General features: G+C 59.0%; 27 protein-coding genes. 19 read left to right on the top strand and 8 right to left on the bottom strand.

Going from position 1 to position 24449, the window contains the following annotated elements:
* Positions 1–260: 260 nt before the first annotated feature.
* The 14 genes from rpsT to HXW73_RS15020 all read left to right on the top strand — a co-directional run bounded on the left by rpsT (position 261) and on the right by HXW73_RS15020 (position 13188).
* Positions 261–527 carry a 30S ribosomal protein S20 gene (rpsT, locus tag HXW73_RS15085; RefSeq protein WP_186253854.1) on the top strand — a complete coding sequence of 89 codons (267 nt, stop codon included), beginning with the start codon at positions 261–263 and terminating at the stop codon, positions 525–527.
* An 80-nt stretch (positions 528–607) separates the two neighbouring features.
* Entirely contained in the window at positions 608–2185 is a 1578-nt protein-coding gene (murJ, locus tag HXW73_RS15080; RefSeq protein ID WP_240538654.1) for a murein biosynthesis integral membrane protein MurJ, read from the top strand.
* A 91-nt stretch (positions 2186–2276) separates the two neighbouring features.
* Entirely contained in the window at positions 2277–3314 is a 1038-nt protein-coding gene (gene ribF, locus HXW73_RS15075; RefSeq protein WP_186253853.1) for a bifunctional riboflavin kinase/FAD synthetase, read from the top strand.
* Between the two features lie 7 nt (positions 3315–3321).
* Entirely contained in the window at positions 3322–6153 is a 2832-nt protein-coding gene (gene ileS, locus HXW73_RS15070; RefSeq protein WP_186253852.1) for an isoleucine--tRNA ligase, read from the top strand.
* Positions 6146–6685 carry a signal peptidase II gene (lspA, locus tag HXW73_RS15065; protein WP_186253851.1) on the top strand — a complete coding sequence of 180 codons (540 nt, stop codon included), beginning with the start codon at positions 6146–6148 and terminating at the stop codon, positions 6683–6685. The genes ileS and lspA overlap by 8 nt, the downstream gene beginning before the upstream one ends.
* Positions 6686–6711: 26 nt before the next feature.
* Positions 6712–7158 (top strand): FKBP-type peptidyl-prolyl cis-trans isomerase, encoded by a 447-nt coding sequence (gene fkpB / locus HXW73_RS15060; protein ID WP_186253850.1) that lies wholly within the window; start codon positions 6712–6714, stop codon positions 7156–7158.
* Between the two features lie 62 nt (positions 7159–7220).
* Positions 7221–8201: a 4-hydroxy-3-methylbut-2-enyl diphosphate reductase gene (ispH, locus tag HXW73_RS15055; RefSeq protein WP_186253849.1), complete on the top strand. Its 981-nt coding sequence runs from the start codon at positions 7221–7223 to the stop codon at positions 8199–8201.
* A 64-nt stretch (positions 8202–8265) separates the two neighbouring features.
* Positions 8266–8697, top strand: a complete 432-nt coding sequence (locus HXW73_RS15050) for a type IV pilin protein (protein ID WP_186253848.1) — start codon at positions 8266–8268, stop codon at positions 8695–8697.
* A gap of 4 nt (positions 8698–8701) precedes the next feature.
* Positions 8702–9271, top strand: coding sequence for a pilus assembly FimT family protein (locus HXW73_RS15045; protein WP_240538653.1), 570 nt, complete (start codon positions 8702–8704; stop codon positions 9269–9271).
* Complete coding sequence (gene pilV, locus HXW73_RS15040) at positions 9268–9675, top strand: type IV pilus modification protein PilV (RefSeq protein ID WP_186253846.1); 408 nt, start codon at positions 9268–9270, stop codon at positions 9673–9675. Before HXW73_RS15045 ends, pilV begins: the two co-directional genes overlap by 4 nt.
* The gene (locus HXW73_RS15035) at positions 9675–10157 is read left to right on the top strand and encodes a PilW family protein (RefSeq protein WP_186253845.1); all 483 of its coding nucleotides are present in this window, start codon (positions 9675–9677) and stop codon (positions 10155–10157) included. The genes pilV and HXW73_RS15035 overlap by 1 nt, the downstream gene beginning before the upstream one ends.
* 25 nt (positions 10158–10182) lie before the next feature.
* A complete protein-coding gene (locus HXW73_RS15030) occupies positions 10183–11520 on the top strand; it encodes a pilus assembly PilX family protein (RefSeq protein ID WP_186253844.1) in 1338 nt (445 codons plus the stop codon).
* A gap of 55 nt (positions 11521–11575) precedes the next feature.
* Positions 11576–12598, top strand: a complete 1023-nt coding sequence (locus HXW73_RS15025; protein WP_186253843.1) for a tryptophan--tRNA ligase — start codon at positions 11576–11578, stop codon at positions 12596–12598.
* Positions 12599–12612: 14 nt separating this feature from the next.
* On the top strand, positions 12613–13188 hold the full coding sequence (locus HXW73_RS15020; protein ID WP_186253842.1) for an isochorismatase family protein: 576 nt from the start codon (positions 12613–12615) through the stop codon (positions 13186–13188).
* Here the strand turns inward: HXW73_RS15020 and yaaA are convergent.
* A complete protein-coding gene (yaaA, locus tag HXW73_RS15015) occupies positions 13185–13964 on the bottom strand; it encodes a peroxide stress protein YaaA (protein ID WP_186253841.1) in 780 nt (259 codons plus the stop codon). The two genes, HXW73_RS15020 and yaaA, sit on opposite strands and share 4 nt — an antisense overlap.
* Positions 13965–14058: 94 nt before the next feature.
* Positions 14059–15090, bottom strand: coding sequence for an NADP(H)-dependent aldo-keto reductase (locus tag HXW73_RS15010; RefSeq protein WP_186253840.1), 1032 nt, complete (start codon positions 15088–15090; stop codon positions 14059–14061).
* Positions 15091–15340: 250 nt separating this feature from the next.
* Here HXW73_RS15010 and HXW73_RS15005 point away from each other — a divergent pair, with 250 nt between their 5' ends.
* Positions 15341–15829: a tetratricopeptide repeat protein gene (locus HXW73_RS15005; RefSeq protein WP_186253839.1), complete on the top strand. Its 489-nt coding sequence runs from the start codon at positions 15341–15343 to the stop codon at positions 15827–15829.
* 49 nt (positions 15830–15878) lie between these two features.
* Positions 15879–16379 (top strand): hypothetical protein, encoded by a 501-nt coding sequence (locus tag HXW73_RS15000; protein WP_186253838.1) that lies wholly within the window; start codon positions 15879–15881, stop codon positions 16377–16379.
* A 24-nt stretch (positions 16380–16403) separates the two neighbouring features.
* Here the strand turns inward: HXW73_RS15000 and HXW73_RS14995 are convergent, their stop codons facing one another.
* From HXW73_RS14995 to HXW73_RS14975, 5 genes are all read right to left on the bottom strand, one after another.
* Positions 16404–16940, bottom strand: coding sequence for an LOG family protein (locus tag HXW73_RS14995; protein WP_186253837.1), 537 nt, complete (start codon positions 16938–16940; stop codon positions 16404–16406).
* Positions 16941–16984: 44 nt separating this feature from the next.
* Complete coding sequence (locus HXW73_RS14990; RefSeq protein ID WP_186253836.1) at positions 16985–17506, bottom strand: DUF501 domain-containing protein; 522 nt, start codon at positions 17504–17506, stop codon at positions 16985–16987.
* A 53-nt stretch (positions 17507–17559) separates the two neighbouring features.
* Positions 17560–17853, bottom strand: coding sequence for a hypothetical protein (locus tag HXW73_RS14985; protein ID WP_186253835.1), 294 nt, complete (start codon positions 17851–17853; stop codon positions 17560–17562).
* 39 nt (positions 17854–17892) lie between these two features.
* Positions 17893–18300: an acyl-CoA thioesterase gene (locus tag HXW73_RS14980; protein ID WP_186253834.1), complete on the bottom strand. Its 408-nt coding sequence runs from the start codon at positions 18298–18300 to the stop codon at positions 17893–17895.
* A gap of 176 nt (positions 18301–18476) precedes the next feature.
* Complete coding sequence (locus HXW73_RS14975; RefSeq protein ID WP_186253833.1) at positions 18477–18908, bottom strand: hypothetical protein; 432 nt, start codon at positions 18906–18908, stop codon at positions 18477–18479.
* Between the two features lie 38 nt (positions 18909–18946).
* Between HXW73_RS14975 and HXW73_RS14970 the strand changes: the two genes are divergently transcribed.
* Positions 18947–20110, top strand: coding sequence for a MalY/PatB family protein (locus HXW73_RS14970; RefSeq protein WP_186253832.1), 1164 nt, complete (start codon positions 18947–18949; stop codon positions 20108–20110).
* 4 nt (positions 20111–20114) lie between these two features.
* Here HXW73_RS14970 and HXW73_RS14965 read toward each other — a convergent pair whose 3' ends face one another.
* A complete protein-coding gene (locus HXW73_RS14965; RefSeq protein WP_186253831.1) occupies positions 20115–21059 on the bottom strand; it encodes a co-chaperone YbbN in 945 nt (314 codons plus the stop codon).
* A gap of 251 nt (positions 21060–21310) precedes the next feature.
* Here HXW73_RS14965 and HXW73_RS14960 point away from each other — a divergent pair, with 251 nt between their 5' ends.
* Together HXW73_RS14960 and HXW73_RS14955 are read left to right on the top strand one after the other, a co-directional pair.
* The gene (locus HXW73_RS14960) at positions 21311–22522 is read left to right on the top strand and encodes a YeeE/YedE family protein (protein WP_186253830.1); all 1212 of its coding nucleotides are present in this window, start codon (positions 21311–21313) and stop codon (positions 22520–22522) included.
* A 192-nt stretch (positions 22523–22714) separates the two neighbouring features.
* Complete coding sequence (locus HXW73_RS14955; protein WP_186253829.1) at positions 22715–24394, top strand: NAD-dependent malic enzyme; 1680 nt, start codon at positions 22715–22717, stop codon at positions 24392–24394.
* The last annotated feature ends 55 nt before the right edge of the window (positions 24395–24449 follow it).

Raw genomic sequence — 24449 nt, 5'->3', positions numbered from 1 at the left:
GTTGGCATTGGCACCCTCATAACCCGCTAGCAAGGCCGCATTCTGCGTGATAGACTATGCCATCCTCTCAGACAAGACCCGTGAGCGGGCAGCTGAAATGAACTGCTCGCTACACTATTTTGGCCGGCTTATTGCACAAAATTAGCCGCCAAAACAATTGGTTGTTACGGAAGCGTCGCATTGGCCGTGTCGGCTCGCGACGAACACATAGTTAATCCGTTGCCCTTTAGCGGCAACCTTTATTCTCCAAGGAGATACCAGTGGCGAACAGCAAGCAAGCTCGCAAGCGCGCCCGCCAGGCCGAGAACCGTCGTGTCCTGAAAGCTAGCCAACGCAGCATGGTCCGTACCTACATTAAGCGCGTACTCAAAGCGGTTAATACGGGCGACCATGGCAAGGCGATGGAAGAGTTCAAGGTGGCGCAGCCGGTCATCGACCGCATCGCTGATAAAGACGTCCTTTCCAAGAAGAAAGCTGCACGTCTGAAAAGCCGCTTGAACAAGCGCATTAAAGCACTGGCGGCGTAAGCCGGCAGGCGCCTTAAAAAAACCGGCTGCGGCCGGTTTTTTTGTGTCTGTGGATTGCCAAGGGAAGGGTGGCGAAGGCGATGACCACGAATTCGCAGCAGCAAGGTCAGGAGCAGCCTCAGGGGCGTGGGTTGATGCGCTCGGGGCTGATTGTCAGTGCCATGACCATGCTTTCGCGGGTCATGGGGCTGGCGCGTGATGTGGTTGTGGCGGCGCTGCTGGGCGCGGGCGACGGGGCCGATGCGTTTTTTGTGGCCTTCAAGATCCCCAATTTTCTGCGCCGTTTGTTTGCCGAAGGGGCGTTCAATCAGGCTTTTGTGCCGGTGCTTTCCGAGTACTCGACCCAGCGCAACAAGCAGGAGATTCGCGAGCTGCTCAATGCCGTGGCGGGGAGTTTAACCGCGATTCTGGCATTGATTACCGCCCTTGCGATGCTGGGGGCGCCCTGGTTGATCTGGCTGTTTGCACCGGGGTTTGGCCGGGACCCGGAAAAGCTCGCCATGACGGCGGACATGCTGCGGTTAACCTTCCCGTATTTGTTGCTGATTTCGCTCACCGCCTTTGCCGGCAGCGTGCTGAACACCTGGAACCGTTTTGCGGTCCCGGCGTTTACGCCGGTGCTGCTGAACCTGTCGCTGATCGGCGCGGCCTTGTTGCTCACGCCGTTGATGGAAGAACCGGCGATGGCACTGGCCTGGGGCGTGTTGATTGCCGGGGTGGCGCAATTGGTGTTCCAGGTGCCGTTTTTGCTGCGCCTGGGCTTGATGCCGACCCCTTGGCCTAACTTGGCTCATGAGGGCGTACGGCGAATATTAAGGCTCATAGGCCCGGCGCTGTTCGGCGTGTCGGTATCGCAGATCAACCTGCTGCTGGATACCGTGTTGGCCTCGCTGCTGGCCGCAGGCAGTGTCTCGTGGCTGTATTACTCGGACAGGCTGGTCGAGCTGCCGCTGGGCGTGTTCGGCGTGGCGATTGGCACGGTGATCTTGCCCGCGCTTTCCAAGCGCCACGCCGACAAGTCGAACGCGCATTTTGCCGCGATGCTCGATTGGGCCATCCGCATGGTGCTGCTGCTGGGGCTGCCCGCCGCCCTGGCACTGGTGGTACTGGCGGAGCCCTTGTTGATTACGCTGTTCCACTACGGGGCGATGACTGATACCGATATCCAGATGGCGGCGATGAGCCTGCGCGCCTACGCGGTCGGGCTGGTGGCCTTTATGCTGATCAAGGTGCTTGCGCCGGGCTTTTTTGCCCGCCAGAACACCAAAACCCCAGTGAAGGTGGCCATTTTTGCCATGGTCGCCAATATGGTCTTCAACCTGATATTGGTTTGGTCGCTGGCCCACGCCGGGTTAGCGTTGGCCACGGCGCTGTCGGCCTTCCTGAATGCCGGGCTGCTGGGTTACCTGCTGCACAAGGAGGGCGTGCTGGTGTTTCAGCCGGGCTGGGGGCGCTTTGCGGTGCAGCTTTTCGGCGGCTGCGCGCTGATGAGCATTGCGCTGTACGTCATCGCGCCCGAGTGGACAACATGGCTTGCCATGAGCCTGTGGCAGCGGGTCGCCTGGGTGTCGGGGCTGGTGGCACTGGGCGCGGGGCTGTACTTTACCTGGCTGGGCGCGTTGGGGTTACGGGTACGGCATTTGAAAATGCGCGCCTGACGCTGCACGGCGGCGGCCAGGTTCGTTATAATCGGGGGCTTTGCTGCCTGCTTCTTGAGCGGGTAAGCGGGCTAGCAACGGCTGAGGTGCCATGCGGGTCATTCGAGGTTTGCACAATTTAACGGCGTCATCCCGGGGCTGCGTGGCGACCATCGGCAATTTCGATGGTGTGCATCGCGGCCATCAGGCGATCTTGCAGCAGTGCCGCGAGCACGCCGCGCGCTTGGGCGGCCCGTTAACCGTGGTGGTGTTTGAACCCCAGCCGCGGGAGTTTTTTGCCGGTGACCAGGCGCCGCCCCGGCTGACACGGCTGCGTGAAAAGGTCCGCCTGCTGGGGCACCACGGTGCCGAGCAGGTGCTGTGCCTGCCGTTTAACGACGCACTACGCAGCCTCACTGGCCGTGAATTTATCGATCAGGTGCTGGTCGACGGGCTGAACGTAAAGCACCTGGTGGTCGGCGACGACTTCCGCTTCGGCTGCGACCGTCGCGGTGACTTCACCCTGCTGGAAGCCGTGGGCCGCGAACAGGGCTTTGGCGTTGAGCATACCCGCACCTTTACAGTAGACGGCGAACGCGTTTCCAGCTCGCGGGTGCGTACGCTGTTGGCCAGCGGCAACTTTACCGCTGCCGCCCGCCTGCTGGGGCGGCCCTATTCGGTGGATGGCCGGGTGGTGCGCGACCAGCAACTGGGGCGCACCATTGGCGTGCCCACCGCCAATTTGCCGATGCTACCCCAGCCGCTCACGCTGCGCGGGGTCTACGCCGTGGTTGTCGAGTTGGAAAACGGCGAGCGTCATTCAGGCGTGGCCAACGTCGGATTCCGCCCTACGGTGGGCGCGACGCGGCCGACCCTGGAGGTGCACCTGTTTGATTTTTCAGGTGACCTTTACAGCAAACGCATGACGGTCGTGCCCTGCGTGCGACTGCGGGGCGAGGTGAAGTTTGATGATATCGAAGCGCTGAAAGCGCAGATTGAGCGCGATCAGCGTCAGGCGCGGCGCTACTTTGCGACCGCCGCCGCTGGCAAAAACGCAGCACTTCCGCTGGCCTCGGCCCCGCTCGGGCGAGAGACCGCTTCTTCTGATTCCTCCTTGGCGGGCGATTCCGCCGAAGATAACGACGGCTGACCGGACTATGGATTATAAGCACACGCTAAACTTGCCAGAAACCGACTTCCCCATGCGCGGCATGCTGCCCAAGCAGGAGCCAGGGCGGGTGTCGACATGGCAGGATATGAACCTTTACCAGCGCCTGCGCGAAGAGCGCGCGGGAGCACCGCTGTTTGTGCTGCACGATGGCCCTCCCTACGCCAACGGCAGCATTCATATCGGTCACGCCGTCAACAAGATTCTTAAAGATATTATCGTCAAGTCGAAAAACCTGGCGGGCTTTGACGCGCCTTACGTGCCGGGCTGGGACTGCCACGGCCTGCCCATCGAACATAAGGTGGAGACCACCCATGGCAAGCACCTGGCGCCGGATAACGCCCGCGAGCTTTGCCGTGAGTATGCCGGGGCACAGATTGAAACCCAGCTGTCCGATTTTGTGCGCCTGGGCGTGATCGGTGACTGGGATCACCCCTACCGCTCGATGGATTTCGCTAACGAAGCGGGTGAGATGCGCGCGCTGGCGGAGATGGTCGACGCGGGCTATGTGTTCAAGGGCTTGAAACCGGTGAACTGGTGTTTCGACTGCGGCTCGGCGCTGGCCGAGGCGGAAGTCGAGTACGCCGACAAGAAGTCGGATGCCATCGATGTCGCCTTCCCCGTGGCAGATGCTGACAAGCTGGCGGCTGCGTTCGGTTTAGACGCGCTACCCAAGCCCGCCGCCGTGGTGATCTGGACCACCACACCGTGGACCATTCCCGCCAACCAGGCACTGAATGTCCACCCCGAGTTCACCTACGCGCTGGTCGATACCGGTGAGCGGTTGTTGCTGCTGGTGGAAGACCTGGTGGAAAGCTGCCTGGAGCGCTATGCACTGACCGGCGAGGTGATCGCCACCGCCAAGGGCGAGTCGCTGGATCTGATCAATTTCCGTCACCCGTTCTATGACCGCCTCTCGCCGGTGTACCTGGCCGATTACGTCGAGGCCGAAGTCGGCAGCACGGGTATTGTCCACTCCGCACCGTCCTACGGCATGGATGACTTCATTACCTGCCGCGAGCACGGTATGGAGTTCGACGACATGCTCAACCCGGTGCAGGGCAACGGCGTTTATGCAGACGACCTGCCGTTCTTCGGCGGCCAGATGATCTGGAAGGCCAACCCGCATATCGTCGACAAGCTGCGCGACGTGAACGCGCTGATGGCTCACACGCCGATCACCCACAGCTACATGCACTGCTGGCGGCATAAAACGCCGGTGATCTACCGCGCCACGGCCCAGTGGTTTGTGGGCATGGATGTCAAAGGCAAGGACGGTAAAACCCTGCGCGAGCGTGCCCTGGAAGGTATCGAAGCAACCGCGTTTACCCCTGCCTGGGGGCAGGCGCGCCTGCACAGCATGATCGCCAATCGCCCGGACTGGTGTATTTCTCGCCAGCGTAACTGGGGCGTGCCAATCCCGTTCTTCCTGCACAAGCAAACCGGCGACCTGCACCCGCGCACCGTTGAGCTGATGGAAGAAGCGGCCAAGCGCGTCGAGCAAGAGGGCATCGATGCCTGGTTCAAGCTCGACCCGGCGGAACTGTTGGGTGCTGAAGCCGCCGATTACGACAAGGTCACCGATACCCTGGACGTGTGGTTCGACTCCGGCACCACCCACCGCCACGTGCTGCGCGGCTCGCACCCTCACGGCCATGAAAGCGGCCCGCGGGCGGACCTGTACCTGGAAGGCTCCGACCAGCACCGCGGCTGGTTCCACTCGTCGCTGCTGACCGGTTCGGCTATCGATGGTCACGCGCCGTATCGTCAGCTGCTGACCCACGGCTTCACAGTAGACGCCCAGGGCCGCAAGATGTCCAAGTCGATCGGCAACGTGGTTGTCCCGCAAACGGTGATGGACAAGCTGGGTGCTGACATTCTGCGCCTGTGGGTGGCCTCTACCGATTACTCCGGCGAAATGGCGGTCTCGGACGAGATCCTCAAGCGCACCGCGGATGTCTACCGGCGTATTCGCAACACCGCACGCTTCCTGCTTTCCAACCTCAACGGCTTTGATCCGGTGAAGGACAAGGTGGCCTTTGGCGACATGCTGGCGCTGGATCAGTGGGTGGTCGACCGCGCCGCGCAGCTTCAGAAGCGTATCGACACCGCCTATGACGAATACCGGTTCCTGGATGTTTACCAGCAGGTGCACGGTTTCTGCGCCCGTGAGTTGGGCGGCTTCTACCTGGATGTGATCAAGGATCGCCAGTACACCACGCAAACCGATTCGCTGGCCCGGCGCAGCGCGCAAACCGCGCTCTACCACGTGGTCGAGGCGCTGAGCCGCTGGATCGCACCGATTCTGTCGTTCACCGCCGAAGAGATTTTTGAACACATTCCCGGTGAGCGCGGCGACAGCGTCCTGCTGGAAACCTATTACACCGGCCTTGAAACACTGGATGATAACGCCGCAATGGGGCGTGATTTCTGGGAGCAGGTGCTGGAGGTCAAGCACGCGGTGAACAAGTGCCTGGAAGACGCCCGCAACGCCAAGGTGATCAAGGGCAGTCTGGCCGCCGAGGTGACCCTTTACGTGAGCGACGAGCTCAACGCGACGCTGACCAAGCTGGGCGATGAGCTGCGCTTTGTGATGCTGACCAGCGAGGTAACGCTCAAGCCGCTGGCTGAGGCGCACAATGCGGAAGCCACCGAGCTTGAAAGCCTGAAGGTCGCGGTGGCCCAAAGCGAGAACACCAAGTGCGAGCGCTGCTGGCACCACCGCCCTGACGTAGGCACGCATACGGCGTACCCCGATTTATGCGGCCGCTGTATCAGCAACCTTCCCGAAGGTAGCGGCGAGATTCGTTACTATGCCTAACGCGAGCAGCACGCCGGATACCCGTGCGCAGCGGCCGCCGATGCACCGGCCGCTGCGCTGGCTGTGGCTGGCAGTCGCGGTGGTCGTGCTGGATCTGGCCACCAAGTACCTGGCCAGCAGCCTGTTGAGCTACGCCCAGCCGGTGGAAGTACTGCCATTTTTTAACCTGACCCTGCTGCATAACCCCGGGGCGGCGTTCAGTTTCCTGGCCGACCACCCTGGCTGGCAGCGCTGGTTCTTTGCGATTGTAGCGATTGGCGCAAGCATCGGCCTGAGCATTTGGCTGTCGCGGATCAAGGCCGATGAAAAGCTGCTGGCCGTGGCGCTGCCGCTGATTATCGGTGGGGCGCTGGGCAATCTGTTTGATCGGCTCGTTCACGGCTATGTGGTCGACTTTCTGTCCTTCCACGCGGCGGGTTGGTACTACCCGGCATTTAACGTGGCGGATATTGGCATTACCCTGGGGGCTGCCGGGCTAATCTGGGAGTCGGTAATGGGCGAACGGCGACGCAAAAAAGCCCAGCGCACCTAACTCCATTTCCAACAGCGAGTAACGCAATGAGCGATTATGTAATTGACGACGGTATGGAAGTGTCTTTGCACTTCACGCTCAAGCTGGAAGACGGCACGGTGGTCGACTCGACCAAAGAGAAAGTGCCCGCTACCTTCCAGTATGGCGACGGTAATCTACCACCCGGCTTCGAGCACCCGATCAAGGGCATGGCAGCGGGGGAAGAGGGCAGTTTCGAGATTACCCCTGAACATGCCTTTGGTCAGCACAATCCGCAGAATATTCAAACGCTGAAGCGCGACGACTTTGGCGATGAAGCGCCCGAGATTGGTATGGTGATGTCTTTTGCCGATAAAGCGGGAACAGAATTGCCTGGCGTGGTCAAAACGATCGAGGGCGACCGGATAGAGGTCGACTTTAATCATCCTCTGGCGGGGCGTACCCTTACGTTTGAGGTGGAAGTGCTCGACGTGAAGCCGGTCACGACGCATTAAATGACCACCTACTGACAGGCGGCGGAATTCATCCAACGGTGCTCAGCATCAAGGCGCGACTTATGCAACCACAGCAGCAAACACACCCCATCGAGATCAAGTTGGCCAATCCGCGCGGTTTTTGCGCGGGGGTCGATCGTGCCATCGATATCGTCAACCGGGCGCTGGATGTGTTTGGGCCGCCGATCTACGTCCGCCATGAAGTGGTCCATAACCGCTTTGTGGTGGAAACGCTGCGTGAGCGCGGCGCGGTGTTCGTCGAGGAACTGCACGAAGTGCCCGACGATGTGATCGTGATTTTCTCCGCCCACGGGGTATCCCGTGCGGTTCAGCTAGAAGCTGAAAAGCGTGGCTTGAAAGTCTTTGACGCCACCTGCCCGCTGGTCACCAAAGTGCATCTTGAAGTGCTGCGCTACGCCAAGCGCGGCCAGGAATGCATCTTGATCGGCCACCAGGGCCACCCGGAAGTCGAGGGCACCATGGGCCGTTACGATACGGCCAGCGGTGGGCGCATTTACCTGGTGGAAGACGAGCACGATGTCGCCAATCTGGACGTCAAAGACCCTTCCCAATTGGCCTTTGTGACCCAAACCACGCTGTCGATGGATGACACCGCCAAGGTGATCGACGCGCTGCGCGATAAATTCCCCGAGATTCAGGGGCCGCGCAAGGACGACATTTGCTACGCCACACAAAACCGTCAGGATGCCGTGCGTGAACTGGCCGCCGATAGCGATCTGTTGCTGGTGGTGGGCAGCCCCAATAGCTCCAACTCGAATCGCCTGCGCGAGCTTTCCGAGCGTATGGGCACACCGGCTTACCTGATTGACAATGCCGAGCAAATCGACCCCCAATGGTTGAATGACATCAGCCGCATCGGGGTAACGGCCGGGGCGAGCGCGCCGGAAGTACTGGTCAAGGGCGTCATTGAGCGCCTGCAAACCATGGGTGCAACCGCTCCCCAGGAGCTGCTCGGGCGCGAAGAAACGATTACCTTCTCGATGCCTCGTGAACTGCGCGAGCAGGTGATCGCCAGCAGCTAATCTCGAGCAGCTAATCAAGACGACGTGATGCAAAGCGTATGGGTTTGCGACATACTGAATTGGTATGAGCCAACCAATACAGGAGCAAAGCCGCGTGCATTACGTCTCTCATCCTCCTTTGTTACGTCAAGGCCAGCGCGGCTTTACGCTTATCGAATTAATGATTGTGCTGGCTATCATCGGTATCGTGGCCGCCATTGCCTACCCCAGCTATACTCGCTACGCACAAAAATCGCTGCGCACCGACGCCCACGCGGGGCTCATGCAGGCGGCGTCTGAGCTGGAGCGGTGTTATACGCGGACTTATGCCTATGCCGCTAGCTGTCTAAAAACGACACAGTCACCTGAGCAAAACTATGACATTGGTTTTTCCAGTGAGGATGGAGACGGCGGTTATACGTTGACGGCAACGGCCAAGAATGGCCAGGACGATGGCTGCGACACGCCTTTGACCCTGGACGCCAGGGGCACCCAAGCACCCGATGAGTGCTGGTAGGTTTATGCATCAACGCGGTTTTACGCTTATTGAACTGATGATCGTGCTAGCTATTGCCGCCTTGCTGATGCTGCTCGCGGCGCCTGCCTTTTCCACCTTTATGGCCCGTCAGCAACTGGCTGGTGATGTTAACCAGCTGCAATCGGTGCTGACCTTTGCACGCAGTGAGGCGATCAAACAACGCCAGCCGATCACCGTTACCTTCTCCCCGCCTAATACAGCCACCTCAACTCGCCGTCCAGATGAGTGCCTGGACAATGATCCAATAGAAGATGACAGTGACGATGGCCCCAGCTATTTGTACGCCGGGGCTTGGTGCTACTGGGCCGAAAATTCTCAAGATGATGGTGAGTCGAGCGTAATGCGCGCAGGACAAACGGCTAATATCGCCCAGCCCAAAGACAACTTCTCTATAGTGTTTGAAAGCCTGGGCGATGCGGATATCAGCGACTGTGCTGACGTTGATGGCCAGTGCGTGATTATGCTCGTGCAAGCCGACTCTGGAGACGATATCGCCCCGGTGACGATTACCGTTCGAAAAACCGGCAGCCTGCATAAGGATACCATTCAATGACTCAGCGCGGTTTCAGTCTGGTCGAGGCGCTGATTGCGCTGCTGGTGTTGTCGCTTGGCCTGGTGGGGGTCGCTGCTATGCAGCTGAAAGCCCTGCAAAGTGCCTCGCTTGGCTATCAGCGTTCGGTGGCAAGCGTCGCCGCCGTTGATGCCCAAGAGCGTCTGTGGGCGCAGTTGGCAACGCTGGAAGCAAGCCAAACCTGTGCGGACATTAACGTTGATGCGCTAGAGCAGGCATGGGCAAATCACTGGTTCCAGGACAACGACCACGCCCCTTTGCGTAATGCCGTCGACAGTAGCATTGAAAACGGCAATGATAGCTGTCAGTTCACTGTCACATTGGCACTAAGTGACAACGAGAATGCCTCGTTTGATTACACCTTCCGCCTCCCTGAGGTGCCATGATGCAAAAGCGCCAACGCGGGTTCACGCTGGTAGAGTTAATGGTCGCCATGGTGATTGGCACCATCATCATCCTGGGCGCGGGGCAGCTGTTTCTTACCACCTTTCAAACCTTTCAAAACGTCGACCAGATAAGCCGCAAGCAGGAAAACCTGATATTTATCGCCCAGCGAGTTACCCAAGAGATTCGCCAGAGTGGACACGACCACGATAACCCGCGCTTTATCCTTGAATGCGAGGTGGAGCAGGTAAAAGAAAAGGCACAGTGCACTTGTACCGTGTCCGATACTGATAGGGACCAGCCGCTGGTCAGTTTTCCAAGGGACCTCTCTCGTGATGACATCTCAAACCAGTGCGCCGAGCTTGCATATGAATTAATTGAACCCGTGCCGAATAATGACGCGCTTTATCGAGTGTCACTGCCAATTGAAAATAACGGTGAGTCGATTATCTTCCATGTCGCCCACCGCGATGCGGTGCTTTAGAATGACGCGAATGATAGAAAATACAATGAAGCATCAGCAAGGTGCTGCGTTAGTCATCGTCATGGCACTGCTGGCTGGTGCCATGACGCTTGGTCTCTCGGGTATGCAAACTGCCTTGGTAGATGAGCGTTTGGCGGGCAATTATCGTGCTGCTACTCAGGCTAGAATGAATGCCGAAATCGCTGCCGCAATTGCTATGGAAGACGATGACCTGGATTTTCTCTCGCTTGAGGATTCATTAACCGATTTAAAGTCGATGAGCTGGGCCGAACTGATTGAGAAGTTTTCGGACGACGAGCAGACAGTAAATTATGGCTGTGATCGTGAAGGGCAACCTGAGTGTGTCTATATCCCAGTATCCGTTGACGGCAGTTCTGTTAGTTATGTGTTGGCCAAAGGCATAGTCGGGGAAGGGCAACGTGGCGGAGCAGAAAGTAATACTATTTTATTGGAATATGAAATGAGTGGTGAGACAGTGACGCCATTCAGTTCAGCGGTGACGTCGTGTGAGGATATAACGCTAAAAGGTGGGGCTAGCATTAGTGGGAGTCTTGTCGCAGGTAATGAAATTGACATTAAGGGTGGCGCTTCAGTGTCTAGCAGTCAGCAACAAGGTTATGATTTTTCTGAAGGTTGCGACAGTTTAGGTGTTTTGGCCGACGATGAAGAAGATAGGTCCTACTTCGAGAGGATACAGTCTGGTTTGAACGTAGTAAATGTCGCTCAGTGGCTAGAGCAGCGTGGACGCGATCACTATTTTAATGAAAATGATAACGCTTTTACATTTACCGGCGGAAAGGGTAACCAAGACGCCTCGGTTTCTTATATAGGCAAAGCCGGAAGTGAAACTTCTTTACGTATTGATAAAGATTTAAAAACTAGTGGCCGATTACAGAGCTTAGTGATAGACGGGACGGTTAATCTTTTCGTCGATGGCGACTTTGACCTAGGTGGCAACACCTCACTGGAAATCTCTCAGGATGCAGTTTTGAATCTCTATGTTAGTGGCAAAGTAACGCTCTCGGCAGGGAGTCAGTTGGCTTTAGGTACTGATAGCTTCATGCGCCAGGACAGCAATGGGGTTGAGCGGCCTGCGGTGAGTGTCTATAGCGACTATCAAGACTCTGGCAATGGTGTGACCATCAGCGGAGGAAACGAAACCTATGCTGCTATTTACGCGCCCGGCTCGAATGTAGAAATCAGTGGTGGAGGTGCCTTGTATGGTGGCTTGCGTGCTCAAAATGTTGGTATGTCGGGAGGTAGTAGGTTGGAATATGTGAACGCCCTTGCAGATTATGAGGTGAATATTGGCGGCCAGGGAAGCGGTGAGCCTAGGTTTAATGGTTGGACTGAAGTGCAGTAGTTAAGCACTGTTATTGTGTATAAAATAACCCTAATTTATCCAAAGAGTTATCTTAATGTCGGAATCACCCAAAACCCGTGTTCTTACTGGTATCACTACCACCGGTACGCCCCACCTGGGCAACTACGTCGGGGCGATCAAACCCGCCATTGAGGCGAGCCAGGACCCCAGCGTGCAGTCGTTCTACTTTCTGGCCGACTACCATGCGCTGATCAAGTGTCAGGACCCCAAGCGCGTGCAGCAGTCGCGGCTGGAAATCGCCGCAACCTGGCTGGCGCTGGGGCTGGATACCGACAACGCCATTTTTTACCGCCAGTCGGATATTCCGGAAATCCCCGAGCTTACCTGGATGCTTTCCTGTGTGTGCGCCAAGGGGCTGATGAACCGTGCCCATGCCTACAAGGCCGCCGTTGCCGAGAACGAAGAAGCGGGCAACCAGGACCCGGATAAAGGCATCACCATGGGGCTGTTCGGCTACCCGGTGCTGATGGCCGCGGATATCCTGATGTTCAACGCCAACAAGGTGCCGGTCGGGCGCGACCAGATCCAGCATATCGAGATGGCGCGGGATATCGCGGGTCGTTTCAACCACCTATATAAAGGCGATTATTTCACGCTGCCCAATGCGGTGGTGGACGAGAAGAGCCAGGTACTTGGTGGGCTGGACGGACGCAAGATGTCCAAGAGCTACAACAACACCATTCCGCTCTTTGTCGCCGAGAAAAAGCTGCAGAAGCTGGTGCGCAAGATCAAGACCAACTCGCTGGAGCCCGGTGAGCCGAAAGACCCGGATACCTGCACGCTGTTCCAGATTTACGCCGCCTTTGCCTCAACCGAGGAAACGGCGGCCATGCGCCAGCAGTATGCCGACGGCATTGGCTGGGGCGATGCCAAGAACCAGGTGTTTGAGTATCTCAACGCCCATCTGGAAAAACCCCGCGAGCGCTATCACGCCCTCATGGAAGACCCCGGTCATATTGAAGCGGTTTTGCAGAAAGGGGCTGAAAGAGCGCGGGAAGAAACGGCGGTGACCATGGATCGGCTACGGGCCGCCGTGGGGCTTGGCCGTTTCCACTAAAATGAGGTGATGACGTGCGCCTGCAACGTGATAAAAGCTTACTGCTGATGGTCGATTTTCAAGCCGGCTTGGTTCCGGTGATTGACGGCGGTGACGAGGCAATTGCCGAGGCCCACTGGCTATATGGCGTGGCGGATGCGCTTGAAGTCCCCGTGTGGCTGACCGAACAGATGCCCGAAAAGCTGGGCGGCACAGCTCAGGCGCTGTTGGAAGCGCGGCAAGCGCCCACGATTTGGCAGAAGCAGCACTTCGGGGCGATGGAAGAGACGGCGTTTCGTGAAGCGCTAAGCGCCTCGGGCAGGCAGCAGGTGGTGCTATGCGGTACCGAGGCGCATATCTGCGTGCTGCAAACGGCGCTGGGGTTGCTGGACGAGGGCTATGCGGTCTACTGGCTGACTGAGGCGACGGCCAGCCGCCGGGCCGAGGAGGCCGTGCTGGCGCGGGAGAGAGCCTGCGCCCTGGGGGCACAGGCGGTCTCGGCGGATATGGTCGCTTATGAGTGGCTTCACCGCTGCGATACAGTGTCTTTCAGCGCCGTGCATCGCCAGTTCCTGAAGCCCCGTGCCGATAGGGCCGTCCGCTTTTTCTAGCGATCCGATTCGCGGCGGGTAAAGACAAAGGTGTCGCCCTGGGAGGCGGCGGCATCGAAGCGATATCCCGCGACGTCAAAGTCTTTTAGCGCTTCGGGGTCGTTAACCTGCTGGCGAATGATCCAGGCACTCATCAGGCCGCGCGCCTTCTTGGCGTAGAAGCTGATGATCTTGAAGGTGCCGTTTTTCTCGTCTTTAAACACCGGCGTAATGATCCGGGCATCCAGCTTCCTGGCATCCACGGCTTTGAAATACTCGTTGGAAGCAAGATTCACCAGTACCTTGGAACCGCTGTCGGCAATCGCCGCGTCCAGCGCTGTGGTCAGCGTGGGTTTCCAATAGGCATACAGGTCCTTGCCCGCCGGGTTGGGTAGTTTGGTGCCCATCTCCAGCCGGTAGGGCTGAATCAAGTCCAGCGGGCGCAGCAGGCCGTAGAGCCCCGACAGAATACGCAGGTGCTGCTGGGCATAGTGGTTTTCAGCGTCGCTAAAAGTATCGGCTTCAAGCCCGGTGTAAACATCGCCCTGAAAGGCCTGTGCGGCAGGTTTGGCGTTTTCCAGCGAAAACGGCGGCTGCCATTCGGCAAAGCGTGCCGCGTTCAGCCCCGCCAGTTTATCGCTGACGCCCATCAGGTCGCTGATTTGCTGAGGCGAATAGTCACGCAGAATATCAATGAGTACTTGGCTGTCGGTCAGAAAATCCGGCTGGCTGACGTCTTGAGTGGTTGATGGTGTTTCAAAATCCAGTGTTTTGGCCGGCGAAATAACGCTCAACATGGCAGATTCCTTGGGACGTCGCAGAAATAATGGTCCGTATTATACCAAGCCTCGGCAGTGGCCGAGGCTATAAGATCGATAGCGTTGTCCGTCATCAAGGGCAAGGGTTGGGCATACGGCGATGGATATCGTCGATCGCCTCCAGCAGTTCGTCGTCGAGCTTGAGGCTTTCGCTGGCCAGGTTGCTTTCCAGCTGTTCCATGGTGGTGGCGCCGATGATGTTGCTGGTCAGAAAACTGCGCGAATTGACGAAGGCGAGCGCCATTTGCGCGGGGTCGAGGCCGTAATCGCGTGCCAGTGCCACATAGGCGTGGGTGGCGGCGTCGGCTTCCGGCGAGGTGTAGCGCTTGAAGCGCTCAAACAGGGTAAGGCGTCCTTTAGGCGGTTTGGCGCCATTCAGGTATTTACCCGAGAGCACGCCAAAGCCCAGCGGCGAGTAGGCCAGCAGCCCGACGTCTTCGCGGTGGGCAATTTCGGCCAGGCCCACTTCGAATGAACGGTTGAGCAGGTTGTAGGGGTTTTGGATCGAGGCCACGCGCGGCAGGTCAAGCTGGTCGGCGAGCTGCAGGGCGCGCATGGTGCCCCACGGGGTGTCGTTGGACAAACCAATGGCGCGGATTTTACCGGCGTCGACCAGCTCTTTCAGCGCGCTCAGTGTCTCCTCAAGTGGCGTGGCATCTTCCTCTTCGTTGTGCGTGTAACCGAGCTTGCCGAAAAAGTTGGTGCTGCGGTCGGGCCAGTGCAGCTGGTAAAGATCCACATAGTCGGTCTGTAGCCGCTCAAGGCTTGAGTCGATCGCCTTGAAGAGGTGTTCGCGGGTCAGGCGTGGCCCGCCGCGGATATGGTCAAGCCCGGGGCCTGCGGCCTTGGTGGCCAGGATGACATCGTCGCGTTCGCCGCGCTGCTTGAGCCAGCTACCCACGTAGCGTTCAGTCAGCCCCTGGGTTTCGGCCTTGGGCGGTACCGGGTACATTTCGGCGGTATCGATAAAGTTCACGCCAAAGGCGACGGCGCGATCAAGCTGTTCGTGGGCTTCGGCTTCGCTGTTCTGCTCGCCAAACGTCATGGTGCCCAGGCAAAGTCGGCTGACTTGCATCCCGGTTCTGCCCAGTGGTCGCGTTTGCATGGTGGGTCTCCTAGTATGAACACAATGACCTGCGGGATGCGCGGCGATTCCAGCGCATCGCGTCGGGGTTGATGGGCATGTTAGCGAGGCGTTCGCCAGGCAGCAAATAAGAGGGGTTGAGTCGCCGCCATGGCAGGCGTATGCTTGCCAGCCCATTGACCGGCCAAGGGCCGGTTTATCGCGTGGTTGGTTGTCTCATAGGGAGTGACGGCTGGCCCAAGGTTTCAACAGACAGGCAGGGTAGTTTGCCATGCCACAGGCATCATCATTGTTCACTCGGCTTGAGTTTCGGTTAGCCGAACGGCTGTTTCAAAATCGTTGGCTGTTGCCACGCTCACCGCGTACCCAGCGGTTAACGCTGAACTTGTTCAAGCGCTGTGCTGAGGCGGGCCATCCCGACGCGCTTTCCGTTTATGGCAACATGCTGTTGCAGCGTAGCCTCTCGCCCCACGATAAAGCACGTGGCGCGCGCTATGTGATGGAAGCTGCCCATGCCGGCGATGTAAAGTCGCAGTATCAGGCGGCGAAAATTTATGAGACCGGTTGCGCGCAGTACCCAAACCGTGATGATTACGCGGTGACTTGGTATGCGCGTGCGGCGCAATCCGGTCATTCACTAGCCGCTGAACGCCTAGCGCATGCTTACCGGGTCGGCGAGTTGGGCCTGGCGGTGGATGCTGACCAGGCTGCCTATTGGCAGAGCCGGGTAGGTGAACCATCTGACCCTGTTGCGGCATGATGTGCCGCCCCATTTTTCGCAAGTGCATTTTTCGCAAGTGAGGTCGTCTGTGTCCGAGACGCTACCGACGGTGTTGGATATTGAAGCGTCCGGTTTCGGGCGCGGTAGCTACCCGATCGAGGTGGGCATTGCCCGTGCCGATGGATCCACCTGTGCGTTTCTGATCCAGCCGCTTGACGAATGGACGCACTGGGATCCAAAGGCCGAGTTGCTGCACGGCATCTCCCGTGAGCGCTTGCGCCGCGAGGGCTTCCCGGTGCGTCAGGTGGCACGCTGGCTGAACGACGAGCTAAGCGATGAGGGCATGGCGTATAGCGATAGCTGGGGGTATGACAACACTTGGCTATCGCTGTTGTTTCATCATGCGGGCATGTTGCCGGGCTTTCGTCTGGAAGCGCTGAGAATTCTGCTCAGCGAAGATCAGCAGGCGCTATGGAGCGATACCAAAGAAGCGGTCATCGCCGAGCGCGGGATTCACCGCCACCGCGCCGGTGATGACGCGCGGCTACTGCAACTGACTTACCAGCGCACTCAGCAGCTTTGCCAGTAAGCGCAGCCGTTATTTAACCACCCCTCATCTTTCGAGCGCCTCAAGCAGTGCCTTGGGTGTTTCAGCGTCGAGTAGCATATCCCGCGTTGCTTGTGCCATGAACCCCTGCTGGACGGTACTGTTTAAAAACGTCAGCAGCGGCGAGTAGAAACCGTCGACATTGAGGAGCCCAAGCGGCTTTTCATGCAAGCCCAGATACCCCCAGGTCCAGATTTCAAACAGCTCTTCAAAGGTGCCGATGCCGCCGGGTAGGGCAATGAACGCATCAGCATTGGCGGCCATGGTCGCCTTACGTTCATGCATGTTGGGCACCCGGATCAGCTCGCTCAGGCCGAGGTGAGCCTGTTCGCGCTCGACCAGATGATCCGGCATTACGCCGACCACCTCGCCCCCGGCTTCAAGGGCCGCATTGGCCAGCACGCCCATCAAGCCTATCCGTGCGCCGCCGTAGACCAGCGTATGACCGCCAGCCGCCAAGGTGCGGCCAAGTTCGTGGGCGGCGTGACGAAAGGCGGGGCTGTTGCCTTCCCGCGAGCCAAGATAAACGCAAATTCGGGACATCTTATCTCCTTACGCTGTTGGGGTGCTGGTGCTGTGGTCATGGCTCAAGGTAGACAGGTGTCGACCTGATAGTGAGCGTCCAGCCATTGGCCAATCACATTGTTGCCGCATAGATGGTGGGCGTACTGGGTATGCAGGCAGCGCACCTGCTGCCAGTTACTGATGCCGCCAATACCGCGCTGGGTGAGCACGTCGGTGTAACCGCGCTCAGCGACCTCGGCGCGCTGAGCATCGCTCATCAGCGCCCAGCGGGTCTCGACGTAGTCGCGGTGACTTTGCCGGTAGGCGTCGAGAAAGTCGGGGTCGTCCTGTAGCTGTTGCTCCAGCGACTTGATAACGCCGACGGCTTCAATGCGCGATATCTCGACCTTGAGCACGTCGGAACACAGCCAGTAAAGCGTCGGAAAAGGCTTGCCTTCGACAATCGGGGCCATGCGCAGCACCAGCGGGGTGCCGTTGCCGTCGGTGGCGGTCACGGCCTCGATGCCCTTTGGCGGGCGGCCGAGCTGCTGGGTAATAATCGCCAGTTGGCGTTCGTCGGGCGCTTGATTGGTGCGAATCACCATGGGCGGGTCTCTTGCAGGCAGTCATCGTGTGTCAAGGAAGTCGGCGCGGACGTTTATTCCCGAACAAACTTGGTGGAGCGGCCAACGGCGCGAAAAAAGCAGCGATTGAGCTGTTCCGGAGAGGCGACATAATGCCAGGTACGCTCACAGTATTCAGCCGCTCGTGCCATCAGAACCTCGTAAAGGCGGTTGAACGGCGCATCATAATCGTAGGGGTCGGCGCCGAACAAGCGGATATGCGGGTAATCGGCAAATCGCTCCATGAAATAACGCTCAAGATCCGCCTCGACGGCGCGGTGCTGGGCGGTGTTGTCCGGGTCTAGCCATAGATTGTAGCGGATCGCCATGGGGCACTCCTGGCCGCCCCGTTGCCGGGGCGTCGCGGTTCAGGCGGGGGCGGGCGCGTCCTGCAGATGGGCGGAGAGCGCTTCCCGTAACTCGCCTTCGATGGGCACGGTACATTTAGCCTGATGATCGTACTGCACTAGAATGGTGTGCCCGACATTGGTCAACTTGCCATGCTGACGCGCTTCCTGGGTAACAGTAAAGGAGCTGTTGCCCAGGCGCGTCAGGTAGGTACGTAATTCGATATCATGACCGTAAAACAGTTCAGCGCGGTAGTCGACCTCCATCCGCGCCATGATCAGCCGCCACGCTTTGGGGTTCAAGTCGGGGGTGAATAACCTGAACAGGTCGTTACGGGCCAATTCGAACCAGGCGGGAAGGCGAGTGTTGTTGATGTGGCCCAGGGCATCGGTGTCGTAAAAAGCCGGCTCGATGGTGCGGGTAAACATGGCGCTATCCTTTTTGTTAGTAACAGATAGTTAGGCACAGACAGTTAGTAACAGGTTGTTCGTAACGTGTTGTTCGTTAGCCTGTTGTCAGTGGCGTGGAGGATCAAACAGCTGATTGATAACAGGCTTTAGCATTAACCCAAGCAAGCGCTTGGTCAAGTCTCCGCGGCACAGCATTACACTAGGCGAAGCCCTTGCTGGTCACGCCAAGCGGCTGCCAGCGAGCTTTGCAGAGGTGCTTGCAAGTGGGTAGGCAGCGCCAGGTGAGCGTCTTCCAGGTGGTCAAAATGGCGATTGCGCAGCCAGCAATAAGCCCAGGCGCAGGCTTCGGCATCGCTCTTGGGCACTGGCCGCGCGGGCATCTGGTTAAGCAGAAACACCGCCGTGCGCGGTGCCCATAACGGAATGTCGGTGTCCTGGGCCTGGCTCCAGGCATCCAGCGTGGCGCCCGTTGGCGTCTCGCTGGGTTCGCCGAGCTTGGCGACCCGCGCCGTCTCGGCAAGAATCAGTGCGAGGCGGTCGACATCGGCCTGGCCCAGCGCCCGCCATTGGCGCAACAGCGCCGGGCATCCTTCGCGGACCTTGGTATAAAAGTCATCTTGCGGCATGCTCTATAGCACCCCCGATTAGATAAGTGAGAGCCAAAATGGCATTTGATTTTGCCACGCCCATTGAGCGACGCCACCCCGCCGAGGGGTGGGCATCGCAAAAATGGCACCGATACGCCGATGATGTGCTGCCCCTGTGGGTGGCGGACATGGACTTTCGCTCACCGCCGGCGGTGATAGAGGCCCTCCAAGCAAGGGTGTCACACGGCGTTTATGGCTATGGTGAAGTGTCTGATACGTTAACAGAAACCGTGTGCGAGTGGAGCGCAAACCACTACCAGTGGCCGATTCAACCCAAGTGGCAACAGTGGTTGCCGGGCGTGGTGCCAGCGCTGCATCTGGCAGCTATGACACTGACAGCGCCGGGCGACGGCGTGTTGACCGTGACCCCGATCTACCCGCCATTTCTGGCGGTGGCCGAGCGTACCGGCCGGTTGTCGCAGCAGGCGGCACTGGCCACGCCGGTCAGCGGCGACGATAGCTGGCGGTTGGATATCGGCGCGCTTGAGGCGGCGGTGACCCCGCAAACGCGCCTGCTACTGTGGTGTCACCCGCACAATCCCACCGGCCGCGTATGGTCGCATGGCGAGCTGGCGGCGCTGGCGGCGTTTGTCGAACGCCACGACCTGTGGGTGGTGTCGGATGAGCTGCATTGCGATTTGCTGCTTGACGAAGGGGAGCGCCACCAGCCGCTGGTCGAGGCTTTCCCGGCACTTGCCCCGCGCACCATTACGCTCTGGGCGCCGTCGAAGACGTTCAATCTGGCGGGCTTGACCACTGCTTGCGCGGTGATCCCCGACGAAAGCCTGCGCAAGCGCTTTGTCCAGGCTACCAAAGGTTTGCTGCCGGATGGCAACGTGCTGGGATTGGTGGCGGCGGAAGCGGCTTATCGCCACGGAGATCCCTGGCGTCAGGCCTTGCTGGGGGTTCTACGCGAGCATTGCGCGACGCTCAAGGCGCGGGTCGCGACATGGCCGGGGGTTGAAATGAGTCCGCCCGCGTCGACCTACCTGGCGTGGCTGGATATGCGCCAGGCCGGCTTGGGTGAGTCGCCGCAGGCGGCGCTGCTTGAGAAGGCGGGCGTTGCCCTTTCGGACGGTGCGGCGTTTGGCCATCCAGGGTTTGTGCGGCTCAACTTTGGCACCACCGCCTCGCAGTTGGAGGCGGCGCTAGCCCGCATGGATACGCTCCTGGCCGGTTGAACGATCAGTAAAGCAGGGCAAACAGCTTGCGACGATAGGTAACCGTCAGCGGGTGGTCAGCCCCCAACGCGTCGAAGGCCTGCAGCAGCGTCTTGCGCGCAGCGTCGTCGTTGTAGGCGCGGTCCTGCTTCATCAGCGTCAGCAGAGCCTCGAGTCCGGCTTCGTATTGGCCATCCGCTACCTGACGCAGGGCGCGTTGATATTGCGCTTCGCTATCGGTGCGGTCGCCCAGGGCGGCGATTTCGTCACTGGAAAGCGCCTGCTCGCCGAACTCGATGCTCGCTCGAACACCGCGAGCCGACGGTGCGTCGCGTTCTTCCGGGGGCAGGTTATCCAGCAGGCTGCGGGCTTCGTCGCGGCGTCCTTCGCCGACCAGCGCTCGGGCCAGGCCAACCTGATAGGGGTAGTGGTCCGGGTATTGGCTGACCAGGTTTTGGTAAATGTCCCGCGCGCCGGCCGGATCGCCCTCGTTCAGCGCCGCTTCGGCCTGCTCTTCCGGGCTGGGTGGCGCGTCTTCCGGGGCTGGGAAATAGCGGTTAAGCCACTCACGAATCTGTTTTTCAGGTAGCGCGCCTTGGAAACCGTCGACCAGGCCACCCTGGCTGATCAGTTTAACGTCGGGGACTGATTGCACCCCCAACTGACTGGCAATCTCAGGGTTGGCCTGGGTATCCAGTTTGGCGAGCAGGAAGGCGCCACCGTACTCGACCGCGAGTCGCTCCAATACCGCCATGAGCTGTTTGCACGGCTCAGAGTCTGGCGCCCAGCAGTCCATCAGTACCGGGACTTTCATCGAGGCTTCAAGGACTTGCTGGATATTACCGGCGTTGAGGTCAATGATGACGTCTTCGGGGCGAACCGGTGGTTGGTCGGCGCTGGTCTGGCCGTCTTGGCCCGTATCAGGGCTGGTTAATGCTTCACCGGTGCGAGGATCAATGATGGATGACATAAACGGACTCGCGATATAAGGAAATTTGATTCTTTATATGCAGCCGTACCGGCGAGGATTCAAGGTGAATCGGCTAAAAAAGCGTGCTTGTCGCCGGATGGTGCGTCTATATTCTTTAATGATATAAAAGATGCTGAATAAAGCATTTTACGCTATCGTTAGCGATCGGTAGGCTCATCATTATTATCCATATCGACCAAAAGCGCCTGTTTCCCCCGACAGGCGCTTTTGGTGTTGCTGAAGGTGACTGTATGTCGATAACGACTGAAACCTCATCCGCCCCGTATCGCGTGCCACTTATCGCCACGGCGGCGATTGTGCTGGGCGCGCTGGTCATCGGTGTGGTCTTTGAGGCCAATACCGGCCTGCTGATGATTGTCGGTGGGCTATTCGGCATGGTGCTCTATCATGCGGCGTTTGGCTTTACGTCTGCGTGGCGGGTGTTTATCAAAGAGCGGCGTGGACGTGGCCTGCGGGCACAGATGGTGATGCTGGCACTGGCCGTGGTGCTGTTCTTCCCTGCCTTGGGCGCGGGTACGCTGTTTGGTCAAGAGGTGTATGGCTTTGTGGCGCCCATTGGTATCTCGGTGCTGGTCGGTGCTTTTCTGTTTGGCGTGGGTATGCAATTAGGCGGCGGCTGCGCCTCAGGTACCCTGTTCACCGCCGGTGGCGGCAATGCCCGCATGGTCATCACGCTGATATTTTTCGTCGTTGGGTCGGTGATTGGCACTGCGCACTTTACTTGGTGGCAAAGCCTACCCGCCTTTCAGCCCGTTTCCCTGGTGAACGTGGCAGGCGCTGGTGGCGGTATCGCCATTAGTCTGGTGCTGTTTGCTGCTATTGCAGCCTTTACCGTGGTGATGGAAAAAGGCCGCCATGGCCAGCTCGAGAAAGCCGCGCCGGTGGACAAGCATGGCTATCAGCGCTGGCTAACCGGCCCGTGGCCGCTGGTAGCAGGCGCCATTGGCCTGGCGATATTGAACTTTGCCACCCTGGCGCTGGCAGGGCGTCCGTGGGGGATTACCTCAGCGTTCGCACTGTGGGGCGCCAAAGGCTTCGAACTGGTGGGCGGCGACGTATCCCAGTGGGGCTATTGGCAGTCGCCGGGCAATGAGGCGGCGCTTGCCTCCAGCATATGGGGCGACGTGACGACCGTGATGAACGTGGGCATCATGCTGGGTGCGTTAGTGGCGGCCAGCCTTGCCGGGCGCTTTGCGCCGAACTTCAAGATACCGCTTCGCTCGATACTGGCGGCGGTCATCGGCGGCCTGCTGCTGGGTTATGGCGCGCGTCTAGCGTTTGGTTGCAATATCGGCGCCTATTTCAGTGGCATCGCGTCCGGCAGCCTCCATGGCTGGCTTTGGCTGGTGGCGGCATTTGTCGGCAATATGGCAGGCGTCAAACTGCGTCCGTTATTTTTCACCGGTGAAGCGGCGTATAAGCCGACGGCTAAAACTTGTTAAAAAGTCATTAGCTAGCGCCATTTTCAGGCTGTTTTTCTATTCGCGCCTCAACCTCGGTTGGGGCGTTTTTTGTCGCTTTAAAACGCCTGTTTGCTACCTTTGTAGGGTGAGCATGTTACATTACGCGCAACGGCTGCAGACGCGCTATGTTGCTGCATTGCAATAGAAATTTGCTAAAAAATGAGACTGCTTATGACCACCGCGAGCAAACGCCCCTTATACCTTCCTTACGCCGGTCCTTCCCTCCTTGAAATGCCGCTATTGAATAAAGGCAGTGCGTTTACTCAGGAGGAGCGGCTGGAGTTCAACCTGATCGGTCTGTTGCCGCAGAAGGTCGAGACCATCGACGACCAGCTTGAACGCGTCTATCGACAATACCAGCTGTGCCACAGTGATTTGGAACGCCATATTCATCTGCGTGCCATCCAGGATGATAACGAAACACTGTATTTTCGCTTGGTGTCACAGCACCTCGAAGAAATGCTGCCGATTATCTACACGCCGACGGTGGGCAAGGCGTGCCAGGAATTTTCCAATATCTATCGCAATCACCGCGGGCTGTTTATCAGCTATCCTGACCGCGAGCACATGGACGACATCCTGCGCAGCGCCACCAAGGACAACGTCAAGGTGATCGTTGTCACTGACGGCGAGCGGATTCTCGGTCTGGGCGACCAGGGCATCGGCGGGATGGGCATTCCCATCGGCAAGCTGGCGCTGTATACGGCCTGTGGCGGCATCAGCCCCGCATACACGCTGCCGATCATGCTTGATGTGGGGACCAACAATAAGGCGCTGCTTGATGACCCGATGTACATGGGCTGGCGGCAAGAGCGGATCGGCCAAGAAGAATACGACGAGTTCATGGCGACGTTCATTGCGGCCGTCAAACGCCGTTGGCCCAATGTGCTGCTGCAGTTTGAGGATTTCGCCCAGGCCAACGCTATGCCTTTGCTGGAACAGTACCGTGACCAGCTGTGCTGCTTTAATGACGATGTTCAGGGTACCGCCTCGGTAGTGGTGGGGACGCTTTTGGCGGCGTGCCAGGCCCGCGGGCAGACGATTGCCAATCAGCGGGTGGTGTTTGTCGGCGGCGGCTCTGCCGGTTGCGGCATCGCCGAACAGGTGGTGGTGGCCATGCAGACGGAGGGGTTGACCGAAAGCGAAGCCCGCGCGCGCATCTACATGGTCGACCGAGAAGGCCTGATGACCGACGATCAGCCGTGGCAGCGTGATTTTCAACGCCGTCTGGCCCACCAAGCTTCTCTGGTAGCCAACTGGAACGGGCAAGGGCTTGAAGAAACCATCGCGCAAATCAAGCCGACGGTGCTGATTGGGGTATGCGGCCAGCGCGGTATTTTCACCGAGCAGGTGGTGCGCACCATGCACGCGGGCTGTGAGCATCCGGTGATCATGCCGTTATCCAACCCGACATCCCAGGCGGAAGCGGTGCCTGAGGACGTTATCCGTTGGACGGAAGGCCAGGCGTTGGTGGCCACCGGCAGCCCGTTTCCACCGGTGGTCTTTAACGGCCGCACCTATCCGATTGCGCAGTGTAACAACGCCTATATTTTCCCTGGCATTGGGCTTGGGGTCGTGGCCGCCAAGGCCTCGCGCGTCACCGATGAAATGCTGATGAGTGCTTCACGGGCGCTGGCGCGTGAAGCGCCGTTGGTCAAGGAGGGCAAGGGCGCGCTGCTACCACCGCTGTCGCGTATTCGCGATATCAGCCAGTCCATCGCCTTTGAAGTGGCGGCCCAGGCACAGCAGAACGGTGTGGCGCTCAAGACCGGCGGCACCGAGCTGCGCGCGGCCATCAATCGCGCTTCATGGGACCCGGAATACCGCACCTACCGGCGGCGCGCTTTCTAGAAGATCGTCACGCACAAAAAAAAGCCCCCACAAAGTGGGGGCCAGCAAGCATTGG

The sequence above is a fragment of the Halomonas sp. SH5A2 genome, from assembly GCF_014263395.1.
Lineage (GTDB): Bacteria > Pseudomonadota > Gammaproteobacteria > Pseudomonadales > Halomonadaceae > Vreelandella.
This window is presented reverse-complemented; position numbering and strand designations above follow the sequence as displayed.